9 protein-coding genes and 1 pseudogene are annotated in these 19511 nt (G+C 67.3%); 4 read left to right on the top strand and 6 right to left on the bottom strand.

Annotation, left to right across the window (positions count from 1 at the left end):
• Nucleotides 1–3: 3 nt before the first annotated feature.
• Nucleotides 4–10764: a peroxidase family protein gene (locus MFF24_RS17280; protein ID WP_238225927.1), complete on the bottom strand. Its 10761-nt coding sequence runs from the start codon at nt 10762–10764 to the stop codon at nt 4–6.
• Between the two features lie 914 nt (nt 10765–11678).
• Between MFF24_RS17280 and MFF24_RS17275 the strand changes: the two are divergent.
• The 3 genes and pseudogenes from MFF24_RS17275 to MFF24_RS17265 all read left to right on the top strand — a co-directional run.
• Nucleotides 11679–11993 (top strand): annotated as a pseudogene (locus MFF24_RS17275) (ArsR/SmtB family transcription factor); the annotation flags it as partial.
• 332 nt (nt 11994–12325) lie between these two features.
• Nucleotides 12326–12751 carry a YeeE/YedE family protein gene (locus MFF24_RS17270; protein ID WP_238225924.1) on the top strand — a complete coding sequence of 142 codons (426 nt, stop codon included), beginning with the start codon at nt 12326–12328 and terminating at the stop codon, nt 12749–12751.
• Between the two features lie 3 nt (nt 12752–12754).
• Nucleotides 12755–13204: a YeeE/YedE family protein gene (locus MFF24_RS17265; RefSeq protein ID WP_238225922.1), complete on the top strand. Its 450-nt coding sequence runs from the start codon at nt 12755–12757 to the stop codon at nt 13202–13204.
• A gap of 147 nt (nt 13205–13351) precedes the next feature.
• Here the strand turns inward: MFF24_RS17265 and MFF24_RS17260 are convergent, their stop codons facing one another.
• From MFF24_RS17260 to MFF24_RS17250, 3 genes are all read right to left on the bottom strand, one after another.
• Nucleotides 13352–14026, bottom strand: coding sequence for a hypothetical protein (locus MFF24_RS17260; RefSeq protein ID WP_238225921.1), 675 nt, complete (start codon nt 14024–14026; stop codon nt 13352–13354).
• 65 nt (nt 14027–14091) lie between these two features.
• A complete protein-coding gene (locus tag MFF24_RS17255; RefSeq protein WP_373322710.1) occupies nt 14092–15159 on the bottom strand; it encodes a YeiH family protein in 1068 nt (355 codons plus the stop codon).
• 328 nt (nt 15160–15487) lie between these two features.
• A complete protein-coding gene (locus MFF24_RS17250) occupies nt 15488–15706 on the bottom strand; it encodes a hypothetical protein (RefSeq protein WP_166058112.1) in 219 nt (72 codons plus the stop codon).
• Nucleotides 15707–16061: 355 nt separating this feature from the next.
• On the opposite strand from MFF24_RS17250, the gene MFF24_RS17245 reads away from it, so the two are divergent.
• Nucleotides 16062–16604 (top strand): gamma carbonic anhydrase family protein, encoded by a 543-nt coding sequence (locus tag MFF24_RS17245; RefSeq protein WP_238225917.1) that lies wholly within the window; start codon nt 16062–16064, stop codon nt 16602–16604.
• Between the two features lie 142 nt (nt 16605–16746).
• On the opposite strand, the gene MFF24_RS17240 is transcribed toward MFF24_RS17245, so the two are convergent.
• Together MFF24_RS17240 and MFF24_RS17235 are read right to left on the bottom strand one after the other, a co-directional pair.
• A complete protein-coding gene (locus MFF24_RS17240) occupies nt 16747–18972 on the bottom strand; it encodes a xanthine dehydrogenase family protein molybdopterin-binding subunit (protein WP_238225915.1) in 2226 nt (741 codons plus the stop codon).
• Nucleotides 18973–18986: 14 nt separating this feature from the next.
• Nucleotides 18987–19457 carry a (2Fe-2S)-binding protein gene (locus MFF24_RS17235; protein WP_238225913.1) on the bottom strand — a complete coding sequence of 157 codons (471 nt, stop codon included), beginning with the start codon at nt 19455–19457 and terminating at the stop codon, nt 18987–18989.
• Between the last annotated feature and the right edge of the window lie 54 nt (nt 19458–19511).

Raw genomic sequence — 19511 nt, 5'->3', positions numbered from 1 at the left:
GGATCAGAGCGCGAAGTCGGCGGCCGTGGGGGCCGTGTTGCCCTTGATCGACAGCTTGAACTCCGGGGAGGCATCGCCGCCGGTGTTCCCCTGGACGACGACGTAATCCCCGTCGTCCCGCGTCTCCTGCGTCACCAAGAGCTGACCGACGCCGGTGAAGGCGGCGCCGGTGGCCAGCGTGAAGGCTTGGTTCCCAGCTGCCCCGGCATTGGCGTCGACCGCGCTGAGGTCGATCTTGTCGCCCGGCCGGAAGCCCTCGATGGTGTCGCCGTCCGCCGCCGCCGCGGAGCCGAAGCGGTAGGTGTCGCTGCCCTCGCCGCCATCCATCACGTTCACGGCCTCGCTCGCCGTGATGTCGTCGTTGCCGGAACCGGTGACCACGTTCTCGACGCCCCAGAGCACGTCGCGACCCGATTGGGTGCTCGTCGCGCTGCCGCGACCCGCCAGGCCCGTCCCGAGATTGACCGCGATGTTGGCGGTGATGGCCGACATGTCGAGCGTGTCGCTCCCCACGCCGCCACCCATCTCGTCGCCCCAGTAGGTGTCGTCGCCGTCGCCGATCTCGACCACGAACAGATCGTCGCCCTCGCCGCCGATCACCGTGTCCCGACCAGCGCCGCCGGTCACGAGGTCGTTGCCGGCCCCGGCGAGGATGCGGTCGTTGCCGCCGTCGCCGTAGACCATGTCGGCGCCGCCCCCGGCCAGGACATCGTCGTCGCCAGCCCCGGCGAACACCACGTCCCGGCCCTCGCCGGCGTCGACGAAGTCGTTGCCCGCCCCGGCTCGGACGACGTCGGCGCCGCCGCCGGCGAGAATGTTGTCGTCGCCGTCCAGGCCGAGGATGGTGTCCGCTCCGGCCGTGCCGTTGAGGACGTCCCCGATCGCCCCACCGGCGATCACGCCGGGGACGTGATTCACGGGCGGATTGGTGCCAGGCCCGTCCTCGCCGTCGTCCTCGCCATCGTCGCCACCGCCGACCGGGTCGGTCGTCCCGTCCCCGTCGCCTTGTCCGTCGTCGTCATCATCGTCGTCGCCGGAATCATCCCCGCCGCCGACCGGGTCCGTCACGCCGTCATCATCGTCATCATCATCATCTTCGTCGCCACCGCCGACCGGATCGGTCGGGCCGTCGTCGTCTTCGTCGTCTTCGCCGCCGCCCACGGGATCGGTGGCGCCGTCGTCGTCATCGTCGTCGCCGGGCTCCGTCCCCGGCCCGTCCTCGTCGGACACCTCGAAGATGTGTTCCGGCAGGACGGTCAGGCCGGTGTTGCGGGCAACGATGTCCGAGAAGCCCTGGCCGTCGATGAAGTTCTCGTAGAAGTCGAAGTTGTCGAAGCGCTCAAGGTAGTAGAAGCGGTCGCCGTCTTGGAGCCGGTCGAACTGCTCGTGCAGCACGACCCAGAAGGTCTGGCCGACGACGCCTCCGTTGATGTGCTTCTCGGCCAGACCGCCGACCCAGAGATCGAGCCGGTCGATCCCCTTCACGACGCCGGTCCCGTCGGCCTGCATCGCGACCGCGATATCGCCGTTGACCGCCCGGAAGGCCGCGATGTCCGCCGCGGCAAGGACGAGGTCCGGATAGGCTTGCCGGAACTGCGCGATCACCGCGTCGCTGAGGCCGTTGCGCGCCTGGAAGTCCTCCCAGGAGGCATAGGGTGAGAGGTCGCCGCCGGCAAAACCCACCGCGTCCCGGATGTAGGGGTTGGTGGAGGCGGAAAGATCGGCCCGGACCTGGTTGAGGGTGCCGAGGCCCACGTCCCAGCCGCGGGCCACGTTGAAGGCGAACAGGTCGGCCCGGATGCGCACGAGGTCGTTGCGGACCGCGTCGACGATGTTGAAGTCGACGTCCTCGGCCGCCTGCTCGATGGTGCCGCCGATGATGCCGCCGACGCCGTACTGGGCGTAGCCGGGTTGCGGCACGTAGCCGGGAGGCAGCGGTGCGGTGAACACCGAGGGATCGTTGCTCGGGTTGAGGAAGGCGTCGAACAGGCTGACTGGAATGGTCTGACCGTCCGCGCCCTTCACGTTCAGCGTCTGTCCGATCAGGGAGTGGCCGAAGCGGAACACCGCCGCCGCGAATTCGTGGCTGATCGCGACATCCACGCTCGGATCGTAGGCCTCGAAGCCGTGCGTGCCGTCCGAGCGCAGCCCGCCGATCAGTGTCTCCAGGTACTCGTCGAAGACAACGCGCTGATACTCCGCCTCGTTGACCATCTTTGCGGCCTGGAACACCTGCTCGGGCGTGCCCTCGAAGCCGGATTCAAGCAGTTTCTCGACGTGGTAGTTGTGGTTGCGCGCCCAGATCGTGTGGATCGAGGTGAGGGCGAAGTTCTCGTTCGCTCGCCCGTCGCCGGCCACGAAGTGGTCGAGGACGCTGATGAAGGGATTGGTGTCGAGCAGTAGCGGGTGGCCCGAACCCATGAAGTCGCCCACGAGCTTTGTGAGGACCTGCGGGTCGAAGGCGCCGGTCTCCGTGTTGAACAGGGTGCCCGTCACCCCCTCGGACAGGGCGAAGTTGGTGTAATAGGTCCGGAAGCTGATCGGCCCGTTCGGACCTTCGAAGATCGTGTCGGCCTGCCAGTGGTGGTTGACCAGCTCGCGCAGCGTCGGCAGCAGGTTGAAGGCGGGGTTGGACGGGTCCGGTGCCCCTGCCAGGAGCCGCATGCCGACGCCCTGCGCCCCATCGCTCTCCCGCAGGAACTGGCCGACCATGGCGTTGGAGCCGTAGGCCTGGTTCTGGTCGATGTAGGGTGAAGTCTGGTTCTTGTGCTGCGGGATGCCGTTGGCATCGGTCGCCATGACCGTGCCGCGGGTGAGGTCGGCCGGGTTGTTGGAGCCCGGCGCCCCGCCGCCGGGCGCGCCGATCACGATCGAGCCGTTGCCGCCCTTGGGCAGGAAGTCGAGCCCGTGGTCGATGTACTGGCCCATCGCCATGAAGAAGATATTGGCGTCATTTCCGGCCTTCGGCAGGCCGGCTTCCTGCGTGCCGAGGATGTTGCTGATGGTGCGCGCGTCGAGGCCATTGAAGATCGGGTTGATCGCCCGGTTTCCGTTGGCGTCGGGCTCGCCGTAGCGGGCCTGGGTCAGGCGGATGAAGGCCTGGTCGGCGCTGCCCCAGGTCGCATGGTCGAGGTTGTTGCCGTGCCCGCTGAGCTCGCGGTAGCCCGTCGGTACGTCGTCGTCGCCCGCATTGGCCGGGCGCTGGCCGCGCACCAGCGCCTCCAGCCCGTCGATGTCGCCCTGCGTATAGGCGAAGGCCCCGGTGACACCGTCACCCTCCCCACTGCCGTCCGCCTCGACCGCGATCCGGGGCATGCCGCCCGTGGCCGAGAAGGTGATGGTGTGCGACCCGTTGGTAAGGGTCGTCATGCCGTTCGCGCCCGCAGTCGTGACGTAGTCCGCCCGGTTCGAGCCGGCCGGCAACTCGATCACGTCCTGCGGCCGCAATGTGCCGACGATGGTGTCGTGCCCGCCGTTCGAGCGGAAGACGATGCGGTGGGCCGAGGCGAGACCGGCCATGTCCACGGTGTCGTCACCGGACGAGCCGTCGATGGTGATGGTGTTGAAGTTCAGGCTGGTGCCGGTGAAGCTGCCGATCACCTGGATCGTGTCGCCGCCATTGGCCCCGCCGTTCTGGCCGCCGGGCGACGTCACTTGGAGCGCGTTGACGCGGATCTCCTCGACATTGTCGAGTTCGGCGACGATGGCGCCGGCACCCGTGCCGTTGCGGGTGATGACGATCTCGGTCGAAGCCGCAAGCTGCGCATCCGTGTTGCCGGCGACCTGCAGCCAGGCCGAGCGGCTGTAAATGCGGAAGAGTTCGGACCCCGCGACGCCGTTCAACTGATACGTATCAGTGCCGGTGCCGCCATCGACGCGGTCGCGCCCGTCGGTGCTGACCTGATTGAACGTATCGTTGCCGCCACGACCATTCAGGATGTCATTGCCGCCGCCGCCGTTCATCGTGTCGTTCGGCAGGAAGCCGAAGAGGGCGGTGTCGGCACCGTTGGCGATGTCGTCGCCAGCCGTTCCATTGAAGGTCCGGGTGAGCGCCGTACCGTTGAAGGTGTCGCCGACGACGCCGGTCGGGCTCGAGAACAGCTCTTCCGGATTGCCGGCGCCGTCGGTGAAGCTCACGCGCAGCCTCAGGACATCGCCGACTTGAGCTTGGCCGGGCGTGTAGTTGAGCGTGCCGGCCGCAGTGCCCGCGATATCGGTCCAGCTCTGGCCGTTATCGCCCGATTGCTGCCAGCGGAGCGCGAAGGTTCCGAGACCGTCGGCGTCCTGAATCGCGGCGACCAGCGCGCTGAGCGGCTGGCCCTCAGTCGGCGAGACGAGGCCGTTGGTCGGCGTCGGGTCCGTCACGACGGGTGCGCCGGTCGCGACGCTGTTCACGACGACCCCCTCGACGTTCTTGAGCTCGGCGATGACGATCCCGTTGCGCACGACCACGGTTTGCGTGTCGTCGCGGAACGAAAGGTTCGCGAACTGCGCCCTCGCCTGAGCCAGCGTGAGCTGCTGGACCGGATCGGTCCCGTTCATGATCCGGAAGCTGTCCGTGCCGGTGCCGCCATCGACGAAGTCGCGGCCGTCGCCCGTCCGCCACAGGACGTTGTCGTTCCCTGCTCCCGCGAAGACGAGATCGTTGCCCGCGCCGCCGCTCAGCGTGTTGTTGCCGGTGGTTCCGACGACGATATCGATGGCCGCCGTGCCGTTGGCGCCGAGCGCGTAGGGCGTGATGTCCTCGCCCATCTGGATCTGCTCGATCGAGGCGAGGGTGTCGATGCCGTCGCCCTCCGCGCCGAGGTTGTCGCTGACGACGACCTCGCCCTGCGCGTTCCGCTCGAAGCTGTAGGCCGCGATCGGGCCCGAGAAGATTGCGGTGTCGGTGCCAGCGCCGCCGATCAGGCGATCGTTGCCGTGCCCCCCGGAGAGCTGATCGTCGTCGTTGCCGCCGTCGAGCGTGTTGTTTCCGGTCCGGCCGATCAGGGTGTCGGCGCCGTCGTTGCCGAGAAGGATGTCGTCGCCTTCGCCGCCATCGACCCGGTCGTCGCCGCTGCCGGCGTAGATGGCATCGTTGCCGACATCGCCCTCAATGTCGTCGTCACCATCGCGTCCGAGAATGACGTTTGGGCTCGCGGAGCCCAAGATATCCTCGGCGGCGGCGGTGCCGACGAAAGCGGTTTGGACGGAGGCCGTCTGCTGCAGGCCGGTGCTGCCGGCGACCGTGCTGGTCCAGTTCGCGACCACCCGGATCTCGAGGCCCGTCGCGCCGGTCGGCGTGAAGCGCGTGCCCTGGTTTGTGAGCTGGCCGTCCGCACCCGTCACGTTCCGCCACTGCCCGTTGTCGCCCAGGACCTGCCACTGCAGGCTCACGGGGCGGGTGTTCGCGTTCACCCGGTTCACCAGCGTCGCGACGAGCGTCGAGGAATCGTCGCCGTCCGCGTCGAGCGGCGTGATGGTGAGGCTGTCGAAGGGCTGGTTGAGCACCAACGCGACATCGACCGTGCCGTCGGCGAAGCGCAGTTTCTCGATGTTGCGCAGCGTGTCCGTGCCGTCATCGACGGCCGGATCGCTGAGCGTGGTGTGGGCGACCGTCAGCGTGCCGTTGGCGGCACGGGTGACCGTGTAGTTGGCCCGGATATCGTTGAATACGGCGGTGTCCACGTCTGCCGCCGTCGCGCCGGTGGTGATCACCTCGCGGACGATGGTGAGCTGCGTCGGGCTGATCGCCCGGTCGATCATCAGCTCGAACAGCGACTTTCCGGCCCAGCCGCGCGCCTGGTTGGCGGCGCTGTTGTCGAAGACGTGCTTCAGGCTGTCGACCGTCGCCATTTCCTGGCTGGCATCCGCAGGATTGCGGATGCTGATACGCACGTTCAGCCAGCGATCACCGTCGAGGATATCTTCACCGCCGTTGCCCTGGAGCGTGTCGCTGCCCGCGCCGCCGAGCAGGATGTTGCCGGCTTCGAAGAATTGCTGACCCGGCGCGAGCGACACGATCTGGTTGAGACCGGAGATCCGGGCGATGCCGGCCGCGTCGAGACCGTCGTTGAAGAACACGCCCTCATTGGTCGCGTTGACGGGTGCGCCGGCGGGCTCCTCGGCATCCGCGTCGGCCGCCGCCGTCCGGTCGTCGCCGATGAGCGTGTCGTTCAGCCGCCAGCCCGAGAGCCCCTCCGTCTTATCGAAGCGGTTGCGCAGAATGTCGGCTTCTTCGGTGGTGAAGATCGGGATGCGCATATCGGCATTGGCCGCGATCTGGTTGCCCTTGTAGATCGCCCAGTCGAAGCCGAACATGCCCTCGTTGCGCATGACGCTCTCGCCCTGGACCATGATGTCGTCGCCGGACTCGCCGTCGAAATCATGCTCGTCGCCACCGGCGAACATCACGTCGTGGCCCTTGATGGTCGAGTTGAAGAACAGCTCCGAGTTGTCGCCGGCCGTGGTGTCGAAGCCGCCGCCGCCCTCGATCCAGTCGTCGCCCTCGTTGCCCATCAGGAGGTCGGCGTCGTCGCCGCCGATCACGAAGTCGTCGCCCTCGCCGGCGAAGACTTCGGTCGCATCGACGCCGACGAAGATCGCGTCCTTGCCGCGCCCGCCCATCAGGATGTCGATGCCGTTGGAGTTGGCGATGACGTCGTTGCCGTCCTCGCCCTTGAGGAAGTCGCCGGTGTCGCCGGTATCGGTGATGATGTCGTCGCCCGCACCGCCGTTCACGAGATCAACGCCCGCGCCCGCCTCGATGCGGTCGTCGCCCGCATCGCCCCAGATTCCGTCATCGCCGAAATCGGTGATGATGGTGTCGTTGCCGTCGGTGCCGCCCACCAACACGTGCTCGCCGCCGGTGAAGCGCAGGTAATGCCCGGTCGAGAACGGCTGGTTGAGCGCGGCCGGATCGATCACGGTCGCGTCGATGTCGGCGGCCGGGGTGGCGATGCTCTGCCCGGTGCGCAGGACGTTGCCGGCGGCGTCGCGCAGGAACGGGTCGGCGGCCGGGTCGTAGCCGGGCGTCTGCGCCGGGGTCAGATCGGACCGGTAGGCCGGCGCGCTTCGCACGAGTTCGACGTCGTCCACGAGGATCTGGGCGTCGCCGCTGCCGGTGTTGCGGATCTCCAGGCGGAGCTGAAGGCCCGCGAGCGCGGCCGGGACGACGCCCGTTGCGAGGGTGAACGTCCCCCACTGCCCGTCGGCCGGCTCCGTCAGGGTCAGCGTTCCGAGGGTGACGGGGTTCGTCCCGCCAACCGCCACGAGGCGCGCCTCGGCACCCGGCCACGTGAAGTCGGTGCGGTCTCCGACTTTGAAGCTGTAGGTGTAGGTGACGCCGGCCTGGAGGCTGGCCACGCCCTCCTGCGAGAGCGTGGCGCCGCCGCGCAGCCACACGACGTTGGCGCCGTCGCGGACCGCCGGGTCGATGACCGTGTCGGACGGCGCGAAGAGGCCGCCGACGCCCCCGGCGATGGTCCAGCCGGCCGGGCTCGTGGTGGTGTAGTTGCCGTTGCCGTCGAGGATCACGCCTTCCTGGCCGGCCACCAGCGCCAAGCCCTCGAAGCTGCCGTTCGCCACCGTCACCGCCTGGGGCACGGACGAACCGGGCGCGAAGGCGAGGCGCCCGTCTGTGCCGATCCGCAGCATCGGCGCGTCCAGCATGTCGGTCTGAGTCAGGGCGATGCCGAGCTTGGCCGCGTTCGCCTTGAGGTCGGCCCAGGTTACCGGGCTGCCGGCAGCGCCGATGCCGTCCTCGCTGCCGTCCACGAGCGTACCGGCCGGGGTGCCGTCGGCGTCGTAGCGCCGGACCAAGGCGTTGATCGAGGCGTGGAAGCCGCTCGCGCCCTCGTCGGCGGCGGTGCCGGGGTCGTCGCGCACGACCTTGCCGAGGCCCATCGCCTCCAGCACGGGGTCGTTACCGGTCGGGTCCCGGCCCGGCGCCGCGCCGTTCTGGTCGAGCTGGTTGGCGGCGTTCACCTCCAGCTCGAAGTCGTAATCGGCGAAGGCATCGACGCCGATATGGCGCGGCACGATGTCGTCCGCCGTGCCGCGGATGCCGTCAGGACCCGGCAGCGACAGGCTCGAATTGGCGAGCATGATCTTCGAGAAGGAGTTCTGCTCCAGCTCGTTGAGGAAATTCTGCCCCTGGACGCGGGTGAGATAGTAGAAGCGGTCGGCGTCCTGGAGGTTCTCCATCTGGGCTTCGAAGATGGCGTTGAAGGTCGAGCCCAGCATGCCGCCGAACGGCATCTGCTTCTCGGCCAGGCCGCCGATCCAGAGATCGACGGCGTTGAAGCCTGTCTCTCGGCCGGCCCAGCTCCCGCGAGAATTCAGGTAGTCGAGGCGGTCCGCCGGCGCGCCCTCGCCGCCGAAGACCAGCGCCATGGCCGCGTCGCGCTTGGCGTCGAGCGTCGTCGCGGCGGCAATGGTGGCGTGGGTGCCGTAAGCGGCGATGAAGTTCACCACCGAGAGCGGGTTCTTCAGATTGGCCGCCATCTCCACCCAGCTCGTATAGGGGGTGAGGAAGGTCGATCCGGTCGCGGCGTAGAGCTGGGCGCGCGCCTCGTTGAGCGTCGGGCTGCCGGTGTCACGGCCTCGGGCGATGTTGATCGCGGCAAGATCGAGCGGCAGGCCGAGCAGGTTGTTGCGCAGGGCGCCGACGACGAACTCGTCGATCTCGCTGCCGCGCTCGATCGTCATGCCGCGCATGATCGCGGCCGCGCTCTCGTCGTGGGACATACCGCCGTCGTTGTCGAACGCTACCGGGTTGAGGAAGGCTTCGATCAGCCCGAGACCGGCATCGAGCGCCTGCCCGTCGGCTCCGATCCGCGGCATGTTCTCGGTCAGCATCGAGTGACCGAAACGGTAGACCGTGTTGGCGAACTCGGCGAAAATCGACGGGTCGATCTCGGTCACCGAGTTAAACACGAAGGGATCGACCAGCGGTTGAATCTTGCGGGCGAATTCCTCGAAGACGAGGTGCTGGTACTGCATCTCGGTGGCGAAGCGCGCCGCCTGGAACAATCGCTCCCCGTCCCAGGACAGCGTGTTGGCGTAGGCGAGCTGGGCCAGCGGCGTCATCTGCGCGAAGTTCGCCGGCAGGGCAGCGATGTCGGTCGCCAGCCAATCGTTGATGAAGGCGAGATTGCCGGACTGCAGGATCGTCAGCTTCTGAGCATCGACCTGGCGATTGTGCTCGGAATGGAAGATGTGGTGGACGGCCGTGAGGCCGATATTCTCGTTGCCGCGCCCGTCGCCGGTGACGAAGTGCCGGTCGAGCAATTCGTTGTCGTATTCGAGATTCCGGCCGGTCTGGCCTACCGGAACCGCATTCCCGGTAAGCGCGTCGGCATCGGGCCGGAGCACGCCGTTGACGACGACAGGCACCGCGTTGTGGGCGATGTCGTCGAGGAAGGCGTTGAGGGTGCGGGCCGCCGCGACCGTCTCACCGGCATCGATGACGTTCTGGGTATTGCTGGGTCCCAACAGCACCGTGCCGACGGGAAGCTGGATCGCCGCGAGCTTGAGCGGCTCGGCCAGGCTTCCACTGGCATAGACGGCCTGCCCTCCCGGCCCGATGCCGACCATCACCTGCGGCAGACCGTTGGCACCGCGGACAAACTCGCCGTAGGCGTCCACCAGCAATTGCGGGACGGCGGAAACGTCAGCGTCGGTCAGCTCGATGCCGAGCTTCGTCCGCGCCTGCTCCTTGACGTCGGCCCAGGTGGCGAGGCCTCCGTCCGCGCCGCCGAGCAGGCGCCCGGTCGCGATGGGCCGTCCGTCCACGAGCGCGTATTCGCGCAGGAACACTTGGTGCGAGGCGTTCGAGGTGTAGGTCTGGTTCTGGTCCACGAAGGGCGTCGTGACGTTGCGCTGCGAGCCCTCGACGGGTGTGGCGCGCGTCAGCGTCATGAATCGCAGATGCGGCGCGAGGTCGTCGGCGGTACCGGCGACGCCATCCTGTCCGAGCACCAGCGGGTCGTCGGCGGCGAACGGGACATAAACGGTTCCGTTCCCGCCCTTGGAGATCAGATCGAGGCCGTGGTCGAAGAACTGGCCGAAGAAGGTCATCCAGGCGTTGAAGGGCTTCGACAGGCCCTCGTCGGGCGAGACGTTGAGGACGTCGATGGAGCCGTTGGTCACGGTGACGCCGGTCTGCTCCAGCAGCGTATCGAGGTTCGCTTGCAGGGTCGTGTGGTCGCCCGCCGGGTCCGCCGCCTTGGCGGCCTTCAGGGCCTCGTGCGCAGCGGTGATGGCGCGCTGATCGGCGATGACGTTCTCCGAGCCGGCGATCCGCAGCGCCGCAGCAATGGCGGCCGGGTTGTCGAGGCTCGCATCGACCACGAGATTCGAGATGATGCGCGGATCGGCGTCGGCCACGGAGCCGGGCAGCCCGTAATTGTTGTTCGTGATGACCGGAGCGCCCGGTCCGAGCGCCATCGTGTCGCCGTCCGCATCGTTGAGGTAGGTCGGATCGAAATTCTGCGGCATCGGCTGGCCGGACGAACCCCAGGTCTCACGGCCGGGCACGATGTTGTTGAAGGTGCCGTCGACGGTGCGCAGGCCGTAGGGCACGTGGGGGTCCGGGATCGCCTTCGGCGCCGCCGCATCGCCGAGCCAATTGCCGGTGGCGTCGTAGAGTCCACGCTCCACGAGCAGCGTGCCAGCGGCGTCGAGGCGCAGTTCCGTGAGCTTGATGCCGCTCGCATGCGCCTCGGCGATCTTGATCTGCTTGAGGATGAAGGTCAGATCCTGGAGATTGAGCTTAACGGCCATGGCCACCTCCCAAATGCGCGCACCGGCGAGCAGCAGCCGGTCTGGTGAAGGGTCGGGCGCCCCTTGTGACCGGGGACGGCTCCGAACTGGCCGCAGCATTCCACCAGCGGCGCGGATTGGCTGGAGTTAAAAAATACCTAACGAGAAGGGAAAAATTCTCGCGTGAGGGTTTTTCCTTCACGAGCGAGTAGTGAAGCGCGGCTTAGTTCTTACGGGTGGGGCTGTTCCAGCGCTTCTTGAACACCTCGATGTGATTTATTAATTTCAATATAAATATAAACTCCCGACATATTGCCACAACATCGGATCAACTTAAATTATATCGAAATATAAAATATTAGACAGTGCAACATTTAGCTTATTATGGAGCGTTGCTTTTCCTGCTGTTGCTCGTGTCGACCTGAATCGCCGTTTCCCAAGTAGTTGGAACGGGGCACCCCCTGGGGATCGCTTCACGCATCTTCAATCGATGAATGACCTGAGCACAGTGAGCGCGCATCGTCGTGACCTCTGCAGCGCCGAGTCCAGGGCATCAAGTACGAAGTCCGCGGGGCCGATCGGGATACAGTTAAGCCGATCATCCTGCGGGCGACACCGTCGATATCAAACGACGCATAGACGAAGCCGGATCAAATGGCGTCATCCGCACATCCGTAGCCCTTAGCTGGATCGAGAACGGTCGTACGAACATGGGGAAGAACAGTCGAGTTCGCCTCGTCAGGGCGCCATCATTGCGAGAGTTTAGGCCTCTGGATTCCCGGAGGCGGTTCAACGCAAGCTTGCGACGATAAGGCGGACTGATCCGTCCGCGGCCGAAGCGCGCGTCGAGACCGGGGCGCGACGCGGGACGTTCCTCTCGAAAAACATTAGATTCACCTAAATAAGATGAACCTAACGCTCTGGGATGCGGTCCGATGGATGCCGTGACGCCGACCGACCTTCTGCGCCTTCATGACAAGGCGGCCGACGCGGCGCGTTTGCTAAGGCTCCTCGCGAACGAAAAGCGCCTGCTCATCCTGTGCCTGCTGGTCGCCCATGGCGAGAAAGACGTCTCTAGCCTTGCCGAGGCGGTCGAGCTAAGCCAATCGGCTCTGTCGCAACACCTCGCCAAGCTGCGTGAAGACGATCTGGTTGCCTTTCGACGTGAGAGCCAGACCCTGTACTACCGATTGGCAGACCCACGGGCCGCGCGTGTTCTCGCCACCTTGAAGGATATCTTCTGTCCTGATCAGAATGCGGCGGAGGACGCGGTGGTCCGCATTGAACCGGCTCGCTCGGAGCGAACTCAACTTCGCAGAACTCCTGACAAGCGATGACTCGGATCGAGGTTGGTCTCGATACGGCGGTCGAAGCGCAAGCCGAAGCGAAGCGGATCTCACTCCGCCGGCCCGGTCACAGTCAGCCCGCTCGCGTTTGACATTAAGTTAGAGATCGCTAATTGAGTGGTATCTAATTCAATGAAGGCGGGTACCGGCTCGTTCGACCACTGCTTCCGTGCATGCAGAGTGAGGGACGCACGGTGCCTACGGATGCGGCAGGGTCGCAATTCAGGAGTGATCCGATGGACGGCTTCACACCGCTCAGTGCCACCATCGGCGGCCTCATGATCGGCGCCTCCGCCGCTCTGCTGATGCTGCTCAACGGACGCATCGCCGGGATCAGCGGAATCCTCGGTGGGTTACTCGCCCCTGTCTCGCGCGGCTTCAGCTGGCGGATCGCCTTCCTGGCCGGGCTGATCCTGGCGCCGCTGGCCTATGCCGTCTCAGGAGGCCGCCTACCACCGGTGACCATCGAAGCCTCGTTCCCACTCCTGGCGATCGCCGGCCTCCTGGTCGGCTTCGGCGCTCGGCTCGGGGCTGGCTGCACCAGCGGCCACGGTGTTTGCGGCATCGGGCGCGGCTCGCCTCGTTCACTCGCCGCGACCCTCACGTTCATGGTCACCGCGATCCTGACCGTCCTCGTCACGCATCATCTGCTCGGAGCCTGAGCCATGGCCGCGACCGCATCCGCCTTCGCCGCTGGCCTGCTGTTCGGGCTCGGCCTGATCGTCTCGGGCATGGCCGATCCCGCCAAGGTTCTCGCCTTCCTCGATGTGACCGGACGTTGGGATCCGAGCCTCGCGTTTGTCATGGCAGGCGCTGTGGCCGTCTCGGCCGTCGGCTATCGCGTCGCGCGGCGGCGCGGCCATCCGGTCCTCGCCTCCCGGCTCGACCTTCCGACGCGTCGCAGCATCGATCTGCGCCTCATCGCCGGTGCCGCGGTCTTCGGCCTCGGCTGGGGGCTTGTCGGTTTGTGCCCCGGCCCGGCGCTGACCCTCCTCACGGTCTTACCGGCGCAAGCCGCGACCTTCGTGGCCGCCATGGCCGTCGGCATGCTGGTGTTTCGCCTCGTGTCCGCCACGAACGCGAAGCCAGTGGCGGCTCAAAGGGCCGACGCATGATGCCTGCCCGCATCATGTCTCACTATCGGCTCTTGCTGGACATCGGCGTGCGTTGAAGCGACCGTACGTTCAATGGGAATGGGGCGTTCCGCGTGGCACCCGCTTCGCGCCGACAACCGGTGGGGCCCACCGTCCGCCGGAACGTCCTCAGGTGGCTTGCCGCGATAGCGCGCGCCTCTCGGGGGCTGCCTCATCCCACTCGCGGTCTCGCTCGCGCAACAGTTCGGCCTCTGTCTTCCCCATGTCCATCCCGCACGGCGTGTCGCCCTCGCGCAGCGTCCGGGGCGACGGCATGCTTCGCGGATCTGGCCGAACGGCGCGGACGAGAGCGGAGACGATTCCGTCGACCTCCGCGCCCGAGACGCCGAGCGTCCTCGCGACCTCAATGCGCCGCAGCGCCGCAAGATCAGCCCAACCGGGCCCGTTTGAACCGAACCGTTCGATAAGAGCCGGGACGAGACCAAGCGCGCCCACGGGCACGGTGCGCAATCGGTCCAGGCGGCGCCAATCCGTCGTGACTCGATCGTGCATCGCTCGCGCGTCTGGGAGGAACCGGGCCAATTCATCGAGGATATGGGCTCGGATCGCGCCGACACGGACCGGACCGACCTTGCGCAAAGCCATCAGGCCAGCCGGCGTCGCGAGCGCCAGCGCCCCCATATGCGCGAAGCCGCCCTTGCGGAGGCGGGCCCGCAGCGAGGCCGTGAGCAGCCCGCGCCCGAAGCCGCCGACAGCCAGACGATCGACGGTCGCATCGCTCAGGTCGTCGAAGAGCGGCAGATGCGCCGATGCCTCGTCGAAGAGTGTCGGATGGGGCGCCATGATGGGCGGTTATGGGATGGATTGTCGGGGAGGTCGAGATTGAGAGCGGCGTCTGCGGACCGGACTCAGCCGAGCCGGAGCAGATGGATCAGCCCGAGGCTCACCAGCAGCAGCAGCGCGAGCGACAACGTCACCGCCGCCGTGACGCGCCCGCCGACACGTCCGATCACCCGTACATCGACGCCGAGTCCGAGGGCGGCCATCGAGATCACGGTGAGGATGCCGGCAGTCCGCGTGATCGGGCCGACCGCGACATCGGGCACGAGCCCGAGCGAGCGGAACGCGGCCAGTACGAGGAAGCCGACGATGAACCACGGCACCAGCCTGAACGGATCGAACCGGCGCGCTCCGCCGGCTTCCGCGGTCGCGCCGAGGCTCGGAGCCAGGAGCGAGAGGGCGACGACGACGGGGCCGAGCATGAGCACGCGCACGAGCTTGACCAGCGTGCCGATCTGCGTCGCGGCGAGCCCGGCCGGCACGGTGGCGGCGAGAACCTGCGGGACCGCGTAGACCGTGAGGCCGGCCAAGATTCCGTACTGGCCGGCGCCGAGGCCGAGCAGTGGGATCAGCAGCGGCAAGCCGAGCACCATCAGCACGCCGAGGATGGCGGTGAAGGAGATCGAGGAGGCGACGTCGTCGCTGTTGGCGCCGATCACGGGGGCGACCGCCGCGATGGCCGAATTTCCGCAGATCGCGTTGCCGCAGGCAATGAGGATCGAGATCCGCTCGCCCAGTCCGAGCAGACGGCTGATCGCGTAGCTCGCGGCGATCGTCAGGACCACGGTGGCGACGACGGCCGCGAGCAGGACCGGCCCGGAAGCGACGATCGCCGCGAAGCTGATCGAGGCGCCGAGCAGCATCACCGCGACTTCGAGAAGCTGCTTGGCGCTGAAGGCGATGCCGGAGCGCCAGACCGGGCTGGGTGACCAAAAAGTTCGGATCGCCATGCCGAGCAGGATCGCGATCACCAATGCTTCGATATAGGGGTGCTCGAAGGCGCTCTCTTCGAGGTACTGCAGACCAATTGAGACCAACGTCACCGCAAGGCACAGTGCGATGCCGGGCGCCAGTTCTTTCAGGCGCGACGCGGAAAAGCGGGGCTCCGGCGGCCTCAAGAGGCGGTTCGTCTGCAGCATCGTCGTCCCTTGATGCCGAATCACGGCATCGCTTTCACGCCGCCTTCATAGAAGAATTCATCTGTTCTGCACGGGGTGCATATAGATATCTCCTATACCCCCTCTATGGCGTCGAACGCTCTTTGTGGTGTCCGGATCGAAGAGTTGGGCTCGAGCCTTCTCCGGCCGATCCAGGCCCTGAGGCTGCAGCAACGCAGCGGCGATCGGCGTCAGGCCTGGACCGTGTTGGAGCGTGCTCGCCGCGGGATGCCGCACAGAAAAAGGCGCTGCGGAGAGCCCGAGGCGCCTTCATGTCCGACCAGCGATGCTGTTCGAGGCAGGGGGGTCAGACCCCGACGACGGTCCTGAGAAGAGCGGCCACGCTCCCGAACCGCTCCGCCAGGGCCGGATCGAAATAAATCGCGCGCGCGGCGACGATGGCGACCACCGCCGCCCAGAACAGGCCGACGCCCGACCGCAGGGCGATGCGCGACGCGGTGGTGGGCTGTTCGTCGATCGCCTGGGCGACAGGCTCGCCGAAAGAATCGAACTGGACGGGACGCATGGCAACCAATGGAATGGCAGAAGACGGTCTGTGGATAGACCGGCATACACCTCGAAAGATTGGTCGAGCCTAGCCCGGACGCAATGGTGATGTTTTTCGTATTTTCGACGCGTTCGAGAGACTTCTTCTCTCACCGCTCGGCAGGGGAGAAGTTTTCTCCGAGGTTGAATACGGCGCGGCTTCGCGAGGGCATCGACGTGGGGATGAGAGCACCGGCATCGAGGCTGAGATCGGGCATGCGACCGGCGGCTTCTGGGATGGCGGCATCTGCTCGGGCCAGGATGCGGTTGATGGTGATATCCTGTACCGCCCGCACCGGTCGGGTTGTGGCGGATATGGTTGGAGAGGACGGACCATGGCGCTCTATCGCCTGGGCGAGCACGCCCCGCACATCACGGACGCGACCCGAATCTGGATCGCGCCCGGCGCCAACGTCATCGGACGGGTACGGATCGGCCTCGACGTCGGTATCTGGTTTGGGGCGGTGATCCGCGGCGACAACGATCCGATCGAGATCGGTGATCGCACCAACATCCAGGACGGGGCCGTGCTGCACGCCGATCCCGGCTTTCCCCTCACGATCGGGGAGGGGGTCACCGTCGGGCACGGCGCCATCGTCCACGGCTGCACGATTGGCGCCGACACCCTCATCGGCATGGGCGCCACGGTGCTCAACGGTGCCCGCATCGGCCGAGGCTGCATCGTCGGCGCGAACGCCTTGGTCCGCGAGGGCGCTGAAATTCCGGACGGCAGCCTCATCGTCGGGGTGCCCGCCAAGGCCGTGCCGACCCGCGATATGGACATCACCGCAATGTCGCGGATGGCGGCCGAGCAGTATGTCCGCAACGGCCAGCGCTTCCTGCGGGACTTGGTGCCCGTCGAACCGGACCGTCCGTGAGGCGCCTCACGCCGTAGCCGCAGCCGGTCGCGCTGAACCGCGGTCTCCGCGTGTCCCGGCCTCACACGGATCACGTCGCGGCGAGCGCCTGCTGCGCGAATCAGCAGGCGCTCCGGAGTCGGCGGTGGCGGCCGTCGTCGCGTCAACTCGCCTGGAGAGCGGCCTTCACCTTGGCCGGCGTGAACGGCACTGAACGCAGGCGGACGCCGGTGGCGTCGAAGATCGCGTTCGATACCGCCGACGGAACAATGGCCGCGGAGGGCTCGCCTGCACCCCACGGCTTCTCGGTCGGTCGATCGATCAGGTCGATCACCACCTTCGGCACGTCGGGGAAGGTCAGGATCGGGTAGCTCGCCCAGTCGAGGCTCGTCACCGCGCCGCGGTCGAAGGTGACTTCTTCGAGCAGGACGCGGCTCACCGTCTGAATGACGTTGCCGTCGAGCTGGTTGCGCACGCCGTCCGGGTTGATGATCTGCCCGCAATCCTGAACCACGAAAAAGCGCGGCACGCGTACGCGCCCGGTGCGGCGATCGACCTCCACCTCGGCCACACCGGCCACGTAGGTCCGGTTCAGCTCGTACTTCACGTAGGAGATTCCGCGCCCACGCAGCACGTCGCCGGAGACGTCCCTGACCGGCGAGGGGCGGGCCTCCCATTGCGCGATCTCGGCGGCCCGCTTCAGCACTTCGATGCCGCGCGGGTCCTTGAGCGCGCGCAGGCGGTAGTCCAGCGGATCGATCCCCGCGGCCGCCGCGCACTCATCGAGGAAGGCCTCGTTGGCGTAGGTGTTCTGCATCCGCCCCGGCGTCCGGATCCACGAGGGCCGGAACGGCGTCGTGGCCAGCCGGTGGCAGACCGTGCGCACGTTCGGGAAGGCGTAGGGCAGGGCCGAGTTCTGGATGATGTTACCCGGCGACATCGTGGTCTCATGCGGGAGCCCGGCGAGGTCGGCCGCCACCAGCGGCACGTTACCAGCCGCGCCCTCGGGCACGTGGAACTGCGAGGACCACGCCGCGACGTTGCCCTCGCCGTCGAGCCCCGCTTTCAGGTCAATCAGCGTCGGCGGTCCCTTCGGGTCCCAGCCGTGCTCGTCGGCGCGCGACCACTGCACCCGCACCGGCCGGCCGACCGCGCGGGCCAGCAGCGCCGCATCGCCCGCCGCGTCCTCATGGCCGTTGCGGCCGTAGCAGCCCGAGCCCTCGACGTAGATGCAGCGCACCGCCTCCGGCGCGAGGCCGGTCATCGCCGCGAGCTGCTTGCGCAGCGCGTGCGTCATCTGCGAGGCTGTCCAGCAGGTCAGCAACCCGTCCTTGAACTCGGCGATGGCGCAGGAGGGCCCGATCGAGCCATGGGTGTGGATCGCGAAGTCGTAGCTCGCTTCCAGAACGCGGGCGGCCCGGCCCAGAGCCGCCTCGGCATCGCCCGTGCTGCTGGTGACGTCGTCCTTCGTGACCTTGGTGGCCCGCACATGCTGCCAGAGCTTGTCCTGCTCGGGCAGGCCCTCCCATCGCGACCACGTCGCCTTGAGCTGTCCGGCCGCCTTCACCGCCGCCCATTCCCGCTCGGCGACGACCGCGAGGAAATTGCCCTGCCGGACGACGCGGATCAGGCCGGGAATGCCCGCAACCGACGCCTCGTCCACGCCCTGTAGCTCCGCGCCGATGGCGGGCGGGCGGACCACGCGGGCATGCACCATGCCGGGCACGCGGTGATCCTGCATGTAGGTGAAGCGGCCGGTGATCTTGTCGGGGATGTCGATCCGCGCCACGGATTTGCCCACGAGGGCAAAGTCCGCCGGGTCCTTGGTTTTGACGGCGGGGTCGACCTTGAGGTCGAGGCGCCCGTCCTTGACGAGTTCGGCATAGGAGACGCCCGCTCCACCCGCCTTCGGCCGCACGGTGCCGTTCTCGCTCACCAGCGCGTCGGTGGAGAGACCGAGCCGCTCGCCGGCCAGTTGCACGAGACGGGCGCGGGCGGTCGCGGCCGCCTGCCGGATCTCGACGCCGCCCTTCTGAATCGAGAGACTGCCGTAGGTCGGGCCTTGGTCGGGGGTGAGCGCGGTGTCGCCCTGCACGACCGTCACCCGGTCGAGGGGCAGATCGAGTTCTTCCGCGGCGATCTGGGCCATCGCGGTCCGGATGCCGGTGCCGAGATCGACCTTGCCGGAGAAGATGGTGGCGCGACCGTCGGCGCCGAGCGCCAGGAAGCTGTCGACCTGGTCCGGCGCGACCGGCTTCGCGAAGCCGTTGGTGGCCACCGGCGCGAAGACCGTCTGCGCGACGGCTTTGCCGCCGGAGAGCGAGAAGCCGACGACCAGGGCGCCGCCCTGCAGAAGCAGATGGCGGCGGGAGAGGGTGGGCGCGTTCATGGCGTCAGCCTCCCTCACAGCGTGCCGGCGGCGCGCTGGACGGCGCGCACGATCCGCAGATGGGTGCCGCATCGGCAGAGGTTCTGCGCCAGCGCCTGTCGGATCGCCGCCTCGTCGGGCTTCGGTGTCTCGTTGAGAAGCGCGGCCGACTGCATGATCATGCCGTTGATGCAGTAGCCGCATTGCGCCGCCTGCTCCTCGATGAAGGCGGCCTGCACCGGGTGGAGCTTGTCGGGTCCGCCGAGGCCTTCGAGGGTCACGATCTTCGCTCCCGGCTTCAGGCCGGAAACCGGCGTGACGCACGAGCGCACGGCCTGGCCGTCGATATGCACCGTGCAGGATCCGCACTGGCCCAGCCCGCAGCCGAAGCGCGGGCCGTGCAGCCCGAGATCGTCGCGCAGCACGTAGAGCAGCGGCATTTCGGGGTCGTCCACCGTTACGGGCGTCGCGCGCCCGTTCACGTCCAGCGACATCGGCTGCGCCATGGGGCGTCTCCCTGGAACCATTCTTATGGAGAAGGCCTATACCCGGCGCAGGGC

This window comes from Methylorubrum aminovorans, from assembly GCF_022179725.1.
In the GTDB taxonomy this organism is placed as follows: Bacteria; Pseudomonadota; Alphaproteobacteria; order Rhizobiales; family Beijerinckiaceae; genus Methylobacterium; species Methylobacterium aminovorans.
The sequence above is the reverse complement of the archived record's forward strand: the minus strand, read 5'-3'. Positions and strand labels throughout refer to the sequence as shown.